The following is a 14327-nucleotide window of genomic DNA, read 5'->3' on the forward strand; positions in this document are numbered from 1 at the left end:
CGAGCGATCAAGAGGGGTTTTGATTATTGAGATTTTTTGGACAATTTGATAACCACATCTGCGAAACGTTTAGCAGTTATTCCTCTGCCAATTAAACTTTCTGCTTGTCAATCTCCTTGTTTTCGTCTTGTGACGGTTGTTCCGATTGTGCAGGTTGCTCCGGTTGCTCTGATTGTGTCGGTTGTTCCTCCGACTGCGCTTTCTTCAATCCGATTCTTCTGCGAACAAATCCCCAAATCGCGCCGCCAGCTATCACAATCACGATACCAAACTTCTTCAATAGAGGGATGAGCACAGCAAACAAACCTGCTTTTTTAGCAACCGCCAGACCCGCGCCTCCGAGAATTAATCCAGTCAATCCGAATTCAGCTTCTTTATCGGTTTTGCTGTCAAAATCCTCATATCGTTGGCCCTGCTTTAGGTTAAACTGCGACAGGATCTTGTTGTTAAACACTATACGGTCCGCCTGCAAATTCGCCGGATCTGAGACGAGTATCGCCGAGATATAGCCTTCGCGCGTTAGAAGGCGCACATTGTAGTTAATAACACCGTTGTCCTGATAATCATGTGCCAATAATGACCACGATAAACTGTGTAAGTCGTTGTCGTAGAACGGAGCGACATCCCATTCATCAACGAATAACTGATTTTCAGGACTGAGATCTTTATTCATTTCTTCCGTGCCTTTTTTGTAGCTTTCCAGCAAGGCGTCAGCATCGATTTCCGTTTTCTCGTCATCTTTTATATGCCCGGATTCAGAATATTCGAAATAAACTGCCCAAGTCTGTTTTTCATCCTTTGGGAAAACCACACCGATTTCTGATCCGTTCGCTTCCATTCCGTTCTGCGTTAAGTACTTTTTTGTATTTTCTTCATCAAGAAAAATAAATTCGTTGCCTAACTGCAGTTCCGCTAAATTGGTTCCCACGTCGACTTTCTGTCCACCTTCTACCCAATTCAACGTCTCTTCGGCGAATGCAGGAGCCGCACACACCGTCATAATAAAAGTCATAATAGTTACTGATTTTAATAGTTTTGTAATCCAAGATTTCAAAAATAGCTTCCTCCCAAACCATGTGTTCTTACGCAGCGGACGACTTGTCCTTCTTTCCTTTAAATAAATGAATGCCTAATAGGACGGCGCCGATACATGCAAGAGCAATTTCGGCAATAGTTTCGCCTCCGCCAAAAATTTTGCCAAAAACGGTAAATACTTTGAATTGTAGACCGAAATACGGCAGTATGAATGCACCTAACCCTAAAATTAAAAACAAGATACCAACACTTTTCATAAATAACCTCCTTAATAATGGAAAAATACTTCTGTAGATTATCATATAAGCCAAAATGTGGCAACCTATATTTTTCTGGAAATTAAAACATTCTGGTACAATTTCTGCCGCTTGCTCGCTTGTGTTGGGGGCTAAATTACCCGTTTTTCATTTTTGGGATACGGGCCTTTTTCAGAACACTTCCAATCTTAATGTACTAATTGTGGTCAAAAAACTAACGTAAATTGCAGATCGTTGACGAATCGACATTCAATATGCATATGCGACTAATCATATTACACTATTTTGGGACATCACCAAAAGTTGTGGATGACATTTGTTAATTATAGGTTGATCTTCTTTCCGACCGGACGCCCCTAAGAGAGCGCCCAGTCGAACGGAAATCAATTACACGCTATGGTGATGAGCCATTATTTTTTGATAACCTTTAATTAGAATTGATTTTATATGGTTGGTGAGATTTTCTTGTTTCATCAAATAATAGGTGTGTTGATTAGGAAAAAATAGGATTATTATTGAGCTACATATAAGGGTTTTTCAGTTGTTGTTTTGCTAATGTATTCCAATTTTAACTGATTGTAGCGTAGGGCTACTTGAGTGCTCCGGTCGCTTTGCTTTCGTTGCAGAGCAAAGCTTCCAGCGGGAAAGCGAGACAGACGAGACCCTGCATGGAGCGAATGTTTTCTGTGCGAATGCGAAGCGTCAGCAACAACTGTTTTATCTGTGCGAAAGCGTAGCGACAGCAACAACTGTTTTATCTGTGCGAAAGCGTAGCGACAGCAACAACGAATGTTTTGTGTGCGAATGCGTAATGCAACGTAGCGGCATCGACATCAGCGGAGGAAGCGGCTCGACGCTCGCACGCAGCGGAAATCAACCACACGTTTTGGTGAAGATCCACATCTGATCAAATAACCCTTTATTTGTTTGAAATATAAGTTGACGATTCTATAAATACACCACTTTGGTAATGGCCTTTATGAAAAGAAATTGCTAGTTCACTATAGCAATATTTCAAAATAGATTGACAACAGTTATCATTTGCTTTATCGTTGTGTTAACTTATTTATACTTGGAGTTAACGCACAAAGGGAGGCAATTTAGTTTGAAAAAGAGTAGTACATATAATTATGTGTTGGCGGCATTTGGTGCAGCGATTATCGCAGTGTTAGCACAAGTTAGCATTCCATTACCATTTTCACCTGTACCGATTACAGGACAAACATTAGCAGTAGGCTTAATTGTAACGATTTTAGGGACAAGACTTGGTACGTTTTCAGTACTGATATATATTTTACTTGGAGCAGTAGGTCTTCCTGTATTTAGTGGTATGTCGGGAGGATTTGCAATTTTGGTTGGCCCAACCGGTGGCTATATTGTTGGCTTCCTAGTTACGGCAATCATTATGGGCTTATACTTAGATAAATTTGGCATTACGATCTTCCACGCTATTATTGCTAACCTGATTGGGATGGTTGTGACATTAGCATTTGGAACGGTTTGGTTAAAAGTTGTAGGAGACTTAAGTTGGACAGCAGCATTTATGGGCGGCGTTGCACCATTTATCGTTGTTGGTATTTTAAAAGCTGTTCTAGCAGCATGGGTTGGCGTAATTGTTCGTCGACGTTTAGAAAGTGCACATTTAATAGAAGCGATTGCATAGGAGGAGAATTGTTTTGGCAACGTTATGGACAGGTGGAACAATTTACACGATGGCGCAAGTTGGCGAAACAGTTGAAGCAGTCCTTGTAGAAGATGGAAAAATTGTGGCGACAGGCTCAGTAGATAGCTTGTCGCCACATGCTGCTTCTATTCAAGATTTACAAGGGAATGTGATGTACCCGGGCTTTGTCGATAGTCATTTACATATTATTGGCTATGGGGAAAAATTAAAGCATATTGATGTATCGAACGTCCAAAGTAAGGACGAGCTACTAGCAATTATTCGTGAACGGATGATTGAAGTTCACGCGAATGAATGGGTGATCGCAATAGGGCTTAATGAGACACAATTTGAAGATCCTATTTTCCCAACATTGTCGGAGCTTGATGCTCTGGGTGAAGCACATCTCATTATTAAACGAAGTTGTCACCATTTAATCTTAGCTAATTCTAAGGCATTAGCATTTGCAGGCATAACAAATGATACCCCTTCACCAGAGGGAGGCGTGATTGATAAGGTGGATGGACGTCTAACAGGTGTATTAAAGGATGCTGCCTTGTATTTGATTGTTAACCACATGCCACATATTACGCCTGAATATATTGAGGATGCGCTTGAGAAAGCAGTAGTATCGCTGCAATCATTCGGTTTAGTAGGTGGTCATTCTGAAGATTTAAGCTATTACGGGCCACCGATTCAACCAATAAATGCTTTTCAAAAGATTGTCGAGGTACAGCAATCATTTAAAGTTCATTTATTACAACATCATACGGTATTTGAGGAAGTTGCGAACATGCAAGAAACATCTTCTCCCTATTTAGAATTTGGTGCAATGAAGATCTTTATCGACGGTGCCTTTGGGGGACGTACTGCTGCCTTACGTGAACCGTATTGTGATGAGCTAGACAATTGCGGTATGCTTGTACATTCAACAGAGCAATTAAAGGAATATGTTCAACTTGCTCGTCAGCATGAACAAACAGTAGCGGTGCATGCCATTGGAGATTTAGCCATCGAAACGATTTTAGAAGTATTTGCAGCCTATCCACCACGTGAGGGTCAATTAGATCGTGTTATTCATTGTAGTTTAGTTGATGAAGGTATATTAGAAAAACTTGCATCACTACCAATTGCAGTGGATATGCAACCGCAGTTTGTGCAGGGAGAATATGCAGCAGAACTAGCTAGACTAGGGAAGGAACGAGCACAAGGCTTGCACCCGTTAAAATCGCTGCTTGATCGTGGGCTAGTTGTTGCAGGTGGCAGCGATGCCCCAATTGAAGTGCCAAATCCTTTGTACGGTATCTATACTGCGGTGACTAGAAGAAATTTTGGAGAGCTGCATGATGGCTACAATCCACAGGAGAAAATTTCACGCTTTGAAGCAGTAAAGCTCTATACCGTAGGAGCTGCACAAATAATAGCGCAAGACCATATTCGAGGTAAGATTGAAAAGGACTATGCAGCAGACTTCACGGTTCTAGAGGAAGATCTTTTTACAATAGATATCGAAAACATTCCACAAGTTAAAGTAACATATACGGTTGTTGATGGCCGAATCGTTTATAAATCGCTGTAAAGAATAAACTTTACAGCGGTTTTTTTTTTGTGATTCCACAAAAAGAGAGGGATAGGCTGTAATGATACCTTCCCCCGTGTTTTAGGATCTACTGTCTTTCTGCCCGTTAATGCGGGATAAATCTTTCACTTGTTGCTCTAGACTTTTAACTCGTGATGATAAATCATCTACTTTTTGCTGAAGTGTTTGCTGTGGAGGCAAGGGAGCTGTAGACTTCATTTTTTTAATCATATTAATCATCACGAAAAATATGATGAAGAAAATAACAAGAAATACGGTTGTACTAATGATATCTCCGAAGTTAAAAATTATTTGACTCATAAATATTTGGCCCCTTCAAATTGTATCGATACTATTATTTACTGAGTTCCATATTAAAAAGTTTCAAGAAAATATTTTTAAACATCATAAATACACAAATCTTATTATTTTTCCTCGCATATTATATGGGACAAACTGTATTTATAGTGCTGAAGGTAATTTGAATCAAACGGCTTAACATATCATAAAGGAAGAGCTTATAAAAAATGCAAACATGTTTAAGATAGGGTATACGATAGTTTGACTGGGGTGAGTGAATGCATAAAGCGGGACAAGTAATGCGACAAGCCATCTACAATATTTATATATATCGCATTGATTATCTACAGGTCTTTGCACTGATGAGGTTATTTCAGTTTTTATTAATGATGCCGGTGACAACTATCGTATTGAAGCTAATGCTAAAAGTAACAGGCTATACACATATTACTGAGCAAAATATTCAAAGCTTTTTTGCGCATCCTTTTGTCATCTCTATGATCATTCTTTTAATCATGATCATTTTGTTATTTATTTATTATGAAATGGGCTTTCTTTTTTTAATGGCCTTTCACCAACAAAAGGGTATTCGTTATCGATTTTTACACATATGGAAGCAGCTCAACCGTAAAGTCATTTCTTTTTTTAGTGTGCAAGTTCTTTTTTTAGTTGTCTATATTGCTCTATTACTACCATTAGCGTCATTTATGTTACCACTAACGTTAACTCAAATAATCTCTCTTCCACATTTTTTAACAGATGAAATTATGGGCAGTCTCTCTGGCAGGCTACTCTATGCTGCTGTAGTGAGTATTTTTGTAATAATAGGTATCCGTAGTATTTTGACATTGCCGATTTTTATAATCCAACCGAAGATATCTATAATTCGTTCATTAAAACAAAGCTGGCGTTTTTCAAGACGTGGCCTGATTATACTGCTTGTAGTGTTTGCCATGCTTTTAGCGGGTCATTTACTCGTAATGCTAGGAATTACGGTTATAAGCACCTTGCCGCTATATCTGTTAGAGCGTTTTATGCCAAGTGCAGCACTTATTACAGCAGGGATGACGCTTGCTTTTTTAGAAATGGTCTTCGTGGTGCTACTTAGTTTACTACAAGCAACATTTTCACAAGTAATGGTAGCTATTACTTATAATACAACTGTTTTAGGTAAGTTAAAGTTTACACCGAAGTATAAAAAAAGGCGCTATAAGCCATTGTCTTTCATTATTTTGATTGTATTCATCGTATTAAGTGTCATGAACACTATTTCGCTTGAGAAAAGCGTCTATGCACCAAATACAAAAATTATTGCTCATCGGGGCTATACGGCTGGTAATGTTGAAAATACGATCAGTGGTCTTGTAAGTGCAGCGAGTGCTGGAGCAGATTTAATCGAGGTTGATATTCAGCAAACAGCTGATGGAGAATTCGTTGTTTTCCACGATCGAACATTAAGAAGATTGACAGGTAAAAATGGGGTAATAGCCAATATGACGCTCGGAGAATTAAAGACGCTGACGATTCACGCAAATGGCTTTAACGATAAAATTTCATCTTTAGATGATTTTATTGAAGTAGCAAAGGCTCTCGACGTTGCCTTGCTGATTGAATTGAAAGTTCATGGGAAAGAAACGGAAGATGTATTGCCCAAGTTAGTAGAAAAGCTAAAAACTTATAAGGTACTCGATACGTACTATGTGCAGTCTTCAGATCTACAAATGATGGCACAACTAAAAAAATTGGCGCCCAACTTACGTGTTGGCATTGTCTATGCATTAAATATCGGACCTATCGTTGAAACTGTAGATTTTATTTCACTTGAGGAATCTTGGATAACAGATCAGCTAATCGCAGAGCTGAAGCAACAAAAAATTGATTTGTTTGTATGGACATTGAATAAAGATCATTCACTACAAGAATTTATCGAGAAAAATGTCAATGGCGTCATAACCGATGACCCAGATGTAGCCCTGGATATACGAACAAAGCAAAGTGAACAACAATACTTTTTAAAGCGTGTACTCAATCGACTGCAATTTATATTTTAATTCTTTATAGGCAGGAGGATACCCGCGCGAGAAGAAGACCCGCGGAGGCGAGGGAAATACCCGCGCGGAGGAGGAGAATACCCGCGGAAGCGAGGTGAATGTCCGCGAGGAGAGGATACCCGCGGAAGCGAGGTAAATACCCGCGCGGAAGAGGGGAATACCCGCGGAAGCGAGGTAAATACCCGCGCAGAGGAGGAGAATACCCGCAAAAACGAGGAAAATACCCGCGCGAATGAGGAGAATACCCGGGAAGCGAAGAAAATGTCCGCGCGGAGAGGATACCCGCGGAAGCGAAGTAAATACCCGCGCGGAGGAGGGGAATACCCGCGAAAGCGAGGGAAATGTCCGCGCGGAGAGGATACCCGCGGAAGCGAAGTAAATACCCGCGACAAGCGAAGCCAATCCCCCGAACCGAACAAAATACCCGTCCAAACAGCAAAAGTAAAAGCCGTGATTCTTCATCATTAAAAAGAATCACGGCTTTTTAGGGTAATTTTTAAAAAAATGTTGGCAATACTGTAACCTTTTTCTTTTATAACCGACTACTACTATGAATTTGTAAAATGAGGGAGATGCTTTTTTATGAAAATGAAGAAAGTCGTACCATTTGCTATGACAGCATTATTAATTGGGGGTGCTGTAGTAGCTCCATCCGCATCAGCAAACGAAGGAAAAGCAGGTGTGACGAACACTACTGATAATAAGGAGCAAAATCCTCAGGTTGAGCCGGTTTTTATTAAAGTAGATGGAACAGTTGACAATGTTGAAAAACGTGAAAATGCAACGTATTACACTGTTAAAGAGGGCGAAGATACAAATGTTTTTGTCGTAAATGGCGATACACTTGTTTTCGATAATACTGGTAAAGAAGTAAAACTACAAAAAGGTGATAAAGTAACAGCATACACATATGCAAATAAGCCAATGCTTACGATTTATCCACCACAATATAACCCTGAAGTAATCATTGCTGAAACAAAAGAAATGGGAACTGTTGAAGTAGACTTTTTCAATAAAGAATTAGTGAATACTGACAACACGTTAAAACTAAACGTTGGTAAAGAAACGGAATTATTTAGCTTATCCGGTAAAGAAGTAAAGGCTGAGGATTTAGCAGAACAGCATTTACTAGTGTTTTATACGATTACAACAATGAGCATTCCAGCACAAACACCACCTTCAAAAGTAGTCGTTTTAGATACGATTGCAGAAGAGGCGGGTGAGGTTGATCCAGCTGAATCTAAAGTACAAGAAATCATTAACAGTGATTTTTATGAAGTTGAAGGTACAAAAATGGTCCCACTACGTTTAATTGCCGAAGAGTTGGGCTATAAAGTAGAATCAACAGGAAAAGGCGCGATTATCTCTAAAGGCGCAGTATCTTACACAATTACACGTGATCAAAAAGAATACGGCTATAATAAAGCAATTCGTCACTTTAAAGTAGCACCAGCTCTATTAGAACCAACAAAAACATATGTACCAGTTGAATTTGTTGAAGAATTAATGAAATAAAAACATTTTTACCCCTTCATGGCACGATGCTGTGAAGGGGATTTTTCGTTTAGATTTATTAAGACTTATAGGCAGCTATGAAATACAGCCCAATATTTTGATTTCATTGTTGCAGTATCGACTTTAGAACACTAAAATCAGAAAAAGCTTTTGATGAGGTAGTCGACAAATAGCAGAAGGAACTATTAAGAAACGGTTTTGTTGAATAAGATTTTGTAAATGCGAAGGAGAGGAATAATTTATGTTATTTTTGCTTTTGATTGTCGTACCGTTATTAGGAGTTTTATGGTTTTTAAATTTTACTACTTTTTTGAAGAACTTAAAGAATGGAAAGAGCATTCATAACCAAAATGTTTTAGGAGCAGTCTTAACTTTTATTTTTATCTTTGCTCTAATGTACTGCTATGCTGGAACCCACTAAATAAAAAAGATTGTGAACCATTGCACTTAAACTAACAGTGCTGGTCAGTTCAATATTGATTTGTATTGTTAGAAAAAGATTAACCATTTAGATCAAACCTCACTCTGGTTTGTTATAATTAACAAAAAAGGGTGGTATTACATGAAATTAACCATTTTAGTAGATAATAATACTTTAATTGATCGCTATTTTTTAGGGGAACCTGGGCTTTCTTTTTTTATTGAAGAAGATAATAAACGTATCCTTTTTGATACTGGATATTCTGATGTCTTTATAAAGAATGCAGATAAAATGAGAATTGATTTAAGAAATCTCGATTATGTTGTTTTGTCGCATGGGCATGTGGATCATACTTGGGGACTGACGCATTTAATTAGACTACATATGGAAGCAAAAAATGAAGAAATACTACACAATACGCCTAAGATTATTGGGCATCCATTGGTTTTTAACACTAAACTATTTGATCCTGTAGGAGAGATAGGGAGTATCTTATCTCTTGAAAAGATAAGTAGACATTTTCCAGTCCGATTAGCTAAAGAACCATTATGGCTAACAGATCGACTAGTATTTCTAGGGGAAATTAAAAGAATATTTGATTTTGAAGGAAAAGATTTTATAGGGCAAGTTGTGACAGATCAAGGGAGTGTCAACGACTTCGTTTTGGATGACACTGCAATCGTTTATAAATCTTCAGAAGGGTTAGTTATTATCGTTGGATGTGCACATTCTGGGATATGTAACATTATTGAATATGCAAAAGAGGTATGTCAGGAAGAGAGAGTAGTTGATATTATTGGAGGATTTCACCTATTAAATCCTTCGAAAGAGCAGTTAGATAACACAGTTCGTTATATAAATGATCTTAAACCTACTAAGCTTCATGCGTGTCATTGTACAGATTTACACTCTAAAATAGCTCTTTCGAAAGTTGCTTATTTAGGAGAAGTTGGAGTAGGATTACAACTTTCATATCTATAGTTTTAACATGTTAGCAATAAAAGCGTTACCATTATTCCACTAATGAAGGCATGAGATTAAGATGCGGCTGCCGAAGTCAACTTTTTTTATTAATAAGAGCTATGTTCTTAGGAGGAGAAAAATGAAAAAATTAATTATAATCAGTATAGTTTTACTTACACTTTTAACAGCCTGTAATTCATCTTCAAAAGTTGTTGATGACTATGATACAAGCCAATTAAGTGCTGATTTTGGTGACAATGAAGCTTATGCAATAGGAGCTAATGCTAAGGGAAAGCCCATTTTTAAAAATCATAAGAAAGCATTACAACAAGCTCAAGTTGATTATGAAAAAGGATTTGCTGCCACTGCCAAAGAATATGATTTAAAGCCTATTAGCCAAAAAAATTATAAAGATTATAAGACCTTAGCTTGGCAACTTGAAACTAAAGATGAAACTGTTGTTCAACAAGGTGTAATGATATCGAAATTCTTGGATATTTATGAAAATAGTTTTGAATAATTAATTTTACTAATTGAGCTAGTTGAATAAGGCTCATTTTACTTATCGAACTTTTCAGAAAAATCTCATAATTAGTTAGAAAGAGTTACTCCATTTTGATCATTCTTTTTCCAAAATGGAGTTTTTGCATTTGCAGATAAATATTACATTCTTTAATCATTTAAGGGGGCATCACAAAATGATAGCTAGATGGACATGTGGTGTTACCCCATAGACTACTATTTTAGTAAGTGGCGGAAAATGTCGAAAAATTGTAAAATTCTGATTGCTTTATTACTTATTTGATGCTAAATTCATAGTTATAAGAAAGAATGAAATAGATTCGTTTCATCCCTCCATCCTGCCTTACATAATTAAGATCTCTTAGCTAGTATTTATCATGATTTAGGATGAGGGTGTCTTTCTTCGATTTATCAAATTATAGAAAGGTGTGTGGTGTTAAGTGAAACAAAATAGTAAAAAAAGAAATAAGGAGATAGCAATCAAAACCTTTATAGCTGTGAATATACTTGCTTTTCCATTTATAGGTGGAACGACGGGGATAACAAAAGTCTCAGCTGAAACCCAAGAACAAACTGTAGAGAAACAAGTATCCACTGAGCGTATTTTTCATGTGATTGGTAAGGGAAATGTAAATCAAATCCAAGATAGGGATAGACGCCAATTTAGATTTAGTCCATATGAACCAACAGGATTCTATGCAAGCCCGAATGAAAAAATAACAATTCAAGTGGACGGGACACAAAATATTCAAGCTTATATAGGAACAGTCTCCTACGATGGCGCATGGAATATGGATTCGTTAGTAAAGTCGTTTACTTTAAAATCAGGGGAAAATACAATTGAATCACCAAACGGTGGAATGATTTATTTTTACAATCCACAACAAGGTGGCACAGTACAAACTGAAATAAAAACTGGGGGAACACCTACGCCTTTTTTTGAATTAGGTAAAAATACGAAACAAGATTTGGTAGACATGCTAGATAAATATCCCGATGCCCACGCAGTGGAACTAAAAGGAGAACGCTCGCTAATAACGGCAAGTCCTGAAAAGGTTAAAAAATACTTATTAGGTTCTAATACAGATCCTGTAGAACTCTTAAAAAAAATAGACGAAGCGATTAGAATTGAAGATCGAGTTTCTGGTTTATCTGAAGAACAAGCAGACAAGCATTACATTCATTTTGTAGAGGATACTCATTCTGATTATTATATGTATGCGTTTTCTGGTAGAACTGCTTATGTAGGAGAATCGATTCAATATGTATTAGATATAAATAAGTTTACAAAAGATGGATGGGGACCTTGGCATGAAATGGGTCATCAGCGACAACAAAACCCTTGGAAGTGGGATGGGTTAGGAGAAGTTACTACAAATATTTATAGTATGTCTGTGCAACGGGCTTTTGGAAATACATCAAGATTAGAGAATGGAACATATGCAAAAGCATTTACATATTTAAACAAGCCTCAATCAGAAAAAGATTTTAATAAAATTGATGATGTTTTTGTGAAGTTAGTTATGTTTTGGCAATTAGACTTAACTTTTGGCGAAGAATTTTATCCAAAATTACATCAATTATACCGTGCAATACCTAAAGAAGAACTTCCGAAAACGAGTGACGAGAAAATACAAGCATTTATTTATAATACATCCAAAGTGGCAAAGCAAAATTTACTTCCATTTTTTGACCAGTGGGGACTTTTAGCATCACCGGAAACAAGACAAAAAATAGAAGCTTTACAATACCCAACATTAACTGCTCCTATTTGGGAGGAAACTGATACTAGGCATGTTCCACTAGGTACATTATCTAAAATAAACATGAAAGCAATTGCAAACAGCGAAGAATCAGGGCATGATCATGCTAGTAATGCGATTGATGGGAATCCATATACAATTTGGCATAACAAATGGAGTACCCCATACCAATATCCGTACAATTTAACACTTGATCTTGGTGATACTCGTACCATTACACAACTAGCATATCTTCCAAGGCAAGATAGCAATGTAAATGGTCGTATTCTAAGCTACAATATTTACACAAGTACGGATGGTGTGAACTATCAAAAAGTGACTTCTGGAACGTGGGAAAATAATAAGAAACAAAAATTTGCAACATTTGATCCTATAACTGCTAAATATGTGAAATTAGAGGTCGTAAACGGGATGAATGGGCATGCTTCAGCAGCAGAAGTAGATATTTTAGGATATTAATCTATCTGTAAAACGACAATGACGTTATCCTTTCTATAAATAGAATAGGATAACGTTTTTTATGATTTTTCGATTCAAGTTGAACAACAATTATTTGCTGGAGAATTACTCTTTAAGAGAGAACTAGATTGTGTAAACGAAAGCGTAAATTTTTCAGAGCATATTTTAGCGTGGTGTCACCGTATCATATCGTGAAAATTGTACGTTTAAATGACTTTTAATCTATTCTAGAATATCGGCTTGTATAATAATGCCTTATCTACTATTTCTTCAGCTGTTAATGCTTCGTCACTCCAAAAAATGTAGTCGCTAATATTGGGATCGGCAACCGAACTGGTAACCATGTCTAACCAGATATCAATTTCCCATTCTTCTCCTGCGCACTCCATAACTTGTTCAACAAGGTGAATCAACTCCTCTCTATGTAGCTCTCCAAATTTGATAACCTTATGATGAAAAGCCCTTTTGAGTATATATTCTGCGTTTTGGTCAGTGCGAAATAATTGCTCAACATCCGGATAAGAAACGTTATCTTGAAATTGCCTCATTTGATTATCATATGGCGTATCACCAAAATAGAGGCCTTGTATTTCCTTTACTAGCTTAAAAAGTTGCTCATAGTTTAATCTTTCACTCATATGGCTTATTCCCCCTACCTGTGATCGACTCAAAAACCTTAATCAATTCTTGAAACGGATCAAATTAATTAATATGTTCCTATGATCTCGTCTACTTTATCTTTAAATCGGTCTGGCGTATCTTGGCTAATCGATTGAAGTAATTGAATAAGAGGTTGTCTCTGACTTGCTTCAAATGTATGGAGATACTCTTTGTACCATATACGAGATTGATCATGATTTAGAATTCTACAGTGCATCGTATCTGCCCATTCTGCCGCATTTTCCATCATTCGCGGAGTAGCTAACATGACTTGCTTTATTGCATCCTTCCACTCAAATGCTTCAATACAATGAATCAAACCATACATAACCTCAGGGCATTCCGTTTCATCATCAAAAACGAGACAAAGATCATAAACCAACGCAGGATTAGACAGGTCAACTTGAGCCAGTGTAGCCTCGAATGTTTCGAATTCCTCTATGGAGTATAAAAGCCTATTCTTATATAATATTTCTGCAATTTTGTGCAATTGTCATCATCCTTTCTTGCATTTAGAACAGTATCATGGTTAATTTTGAATCTACATTCCATATTCCAGAATTAAAAAATTGATCTAAAACTTTTAACTGATTGTAGCTCGTATGATTTTATCTATTTACCAAATTGTACCGCATATTATTTTCTTACGCAAAAAGTACTAATGTTTTGCAGCAGTCCTCTATTTTTAGGTGAATGGCAAACACACCTTAAAGATGTCCCATTGTTGAAAAAGAGCAATACAACCTGCTATAGTTCAGCTTTTAAAAGAGAAGTCGGTGAAAACAAGATTAGAGTTGAAAAGATAATTTCATAGTCGTGTGTACCGAAAAGGTGCGCTTTTTTTATTTCGGACCTACCTTACAGTAGATTGGCTTTTAACTCTATTATAAGGGGAAATAATAGACTCCTTTTTACGTTACAGGCAAGTAGCGACTAAAAATCGAAAAATAGTTTTGTATCAAAAAATATCCGAAATATTATAAAAATACAGAAAAAAGGATTGACCAATGACATTTTTAATATTAAGATGTAACCAAAGATAACCAAAACATAACCAATACATAATAATTTTGGTTGGAGAATTAACAAATACTTGAAGGTTATCGATCCATGCATTGATTTCAAAGGAGTAATTCCAA

The 14327-nt window shown here is 37.0% G+C and carries 13 protein-coding genes; 8 read left to right on the forward strand and 5 right to left on the reverse strand.

The genetic code is table 11. The features are described 5' to 3' along the window. Positions 1–91 precede the first annotated feature (91 nt). The gene (locus QUF91_RS10815) at positions 92–1054 is read right to left on the reverse strand and encodes a DUF2167 domain-containing protein (protein ID WP_289417770.1); all 963 of its coding nucleotides are present in this window, start codon (positions 1052–1054) and stop codon (positions 92–94) included. A 28-nt stretch (positions 1055–1082) separates the two neighbouring features. After that, positions 1083–1292 carry a hypothetical protein gene (locus QUF91_RS10820; protein ID WP_285395359.1) on the reverse strand — a complete coding sequence of 70 codons (210 nt, stop codon included), beginning with the start codon at positions 1290–1292 and terminating at the stop codon, positions 1083–1085. A gap of 597 nt (positions 1293–1889) precedes the next feature. On the opposite strand from QUF91_RS10820, the gene QUF91_RS10825 reads away from it, so the two are divergent. The 3 genes from QUF91_RS10825 to QUF91_RS10835 all read left to right on the forward strand — a co-directional run bounded on the left by QUF91_RS10825 (position 1890) and on the right by QUF91_RS10835 (position 4534). Continuing rightward, entirely contained in the window at positions 1890–2066 is a 177-nt protein-coding gene (locus QUF91_RS10825) for a hypothetical protein (RefSeq protein ID WP_289417771.1), read from the forward strand. A gap of 331 nt (positions 2067–2397) precedes the next feature. Further along, positions 2398–2955 carry a biotin transporter BioY gene (locus QUF91_RS10830; protein ID WP_285395361.1) on the forward strand — a complete coding sequence of 186 codons (558 nt, stop codon included), beginning with the start codon at positions 2398–2400 and terminating at the stop codon, positions 2953–2955. A gap of 13 nt (positions 2956–2968) precedes the next feature. Beyond that, positions 2969–4534, forward strand: a complete 1566-nt coding sequence (locus QUF91_RS10835; protein ID WP_289417772.1) for an amidohydrolase — start codon at positions 2969–2971, stop codon at positions 4532–4534. An 81-nt stretch (positions 4535–4615) separates the two neighbouring features. Here the strand turns inward: QUF91_RS10835 and QUF91_RS10840 are convergent, their stop codons facing one another. Further along, positions 4616–4855, reverse strand: a complete 240-nt coding sequence (locus tag QUF91_RS10840; protein ID WP_285395363.1) for a hypothetical protein — start codon at positions 4853–4855, stop codon at positions 4616–4618. 257 nt (positions 4856–5112) lie between these two features. Here QUF91_RS10840 and QUF91_RS10845 point away from each other — a divergent pair, with 257 nt between their 5' ends. The 5 genes from QUF91_RS10845 to QUF91_RS10865 all read left to right on the forward strand — a co-directional run bounded on the left by QUF91_RS10845 (position 5113) and on the right by QUF91_RS10865 (position 12528). Beyond that, on the forward strand, positions 5113–6885 hold the full coding sequence (locus tag QUF91_RS10845) for a glycerophosphoryl diester phosphodiesterase membrane domain-containing protein (RefSeq protein ID WP_289417773.1): 1773 nt from the start codon (positions 5113–5115) through the stop codon (positions 6883–6885). Between the two features lie 582 nt (positions 6886–7467). Next, complete coding sequence (locus tag QUF91_RS10850) at positions 7468–8400, forward strand: stalk domain-containing protein (protein WP_285397327.1); 933 nt, start codon at positions 7468–7470, stop codon at positions 8398–8400. Between the two features lie 562 nt (positions 8401–8962). After that, positions 8963–9802, forward strand: a complete 840-nt coding sequence (locus QUF91_RS10855) for an MBL fold metallo-hydrolase (protein WP_289417774.1) — start codon at positions 8963–8965, stop codon at positions 9800–9802. 121 nt (positions 9803–9923) lie between these two features. Then, on the forward strand, positions 9924–10304 hold the full coding sequence (locus QUF91_RS10860) for a hypothetical protein (protein ID WP_289417775.1): 381 nt from the start codon (positions 9924–9926) through the stop codon (positions 10302–10304). A gap of 499 nt (positions 10305–10803) precedes the next feature. Continuing rightward, the gene (locus tag QUF91_RS10865; protein WP_289420048.1) at positions 10804–12528 is read left to right on the forward strand and encodes a M60 family metallopeptidase; all 1725 of its coding nucleotides are present in this window, start codon (positions 10804–10806) and stop codon (positions 12526–12528) included. A 227-nt stretch (positions 12529–12755) separates the two neighbouring features. Here QUF91_RS10865 and QUF91_RS10870 read toward each other — a convergent pair whose 3' ends face one another. Both QUF91_RS10870 and QUF91_RS10875 read right to left on the reverse strand, forming a co-directional pair. Continuing rightward, on the reverse strand, positions 12756–13166 hold the full coding sequence (locus tag QUF91_RS10870) for an e9imm peptide (protein WP_289417776.1): 411 nt from the start codon (positions 13164–13166) through the stop codon (positions 12756–12758). 68 nt (positions 13167–13234) lie between these two features. After that, complete coding sequence (locus tag QUF91_RS10875) at positions 13235–13678, reverse strand: Imm30 family immunity protein (RefSeq protein WP_289417777.1); 444 nt, start codon at positions 13676–13678, stop codon at positions 13235–13237. Positions 13679–14327: the final 649 nt, after the last annotated feature.

The sequence above is a fragment of the Lysinibacillus sp. G4S2 genome (assembly GCF_030348505.1).
GTDB lineage: Bacteria > Bacillota > Bacilli > Bacillales_A > Planococcaceae > Lysinibacillus.

Bases quoted from the DNA above. Each gene is read 5' to 3' on its own strand.
- QUF91_RS10860 (WP_289417775.1), top strand. From the start codon at position 9,924: ATGAAAAAATTAATTATAATCAGTATAGTTTTACTTACACTTTTAACA.
- QUF91_RS10870 (WP_289417776.1), bottom strand. From the start codon at position 13,166: ATGAGTGAAAGATTAAACTATGAGCAACTTTTTAAGCTAGTAAAGGAA.
- QUF91_RS10820 (WP_285395359.1), bottom strand. From the start codon at position 1,292: ATGAAAAGTGTTGGTATCTTGTTTTTAATTTTAGGGTTAGGTGCATTC.
- QUF91_RS10845 (WP_289417773.1), top strand. From the start codon at position 5,113: ATGCATAAAGCGGGACAAGTAATGCGACAAGCCATCTACAATATTTAT.
- QUF91_RS10850 (WP_285397327.1), top strand. From the start codon at position 7,468: ATGAAAATGAAGAAAGTCGTACCATTTGCTATGACAGCATTATTAATT.
- QUF91_RS10855 (WP_289417774.1), top strand. From the start codon at position 8,963: ATGAAATTAACCATTTTAGTAGATAATAATACTTTAATTGATCGCTAT.
- QUF91_RS10840 (WP_285395363.1), bottom strand. From the start codon at position 4,855: ATGAGTCAAATAATTTTTAACTTCGGAGATATCATTAGTACAACCGTA.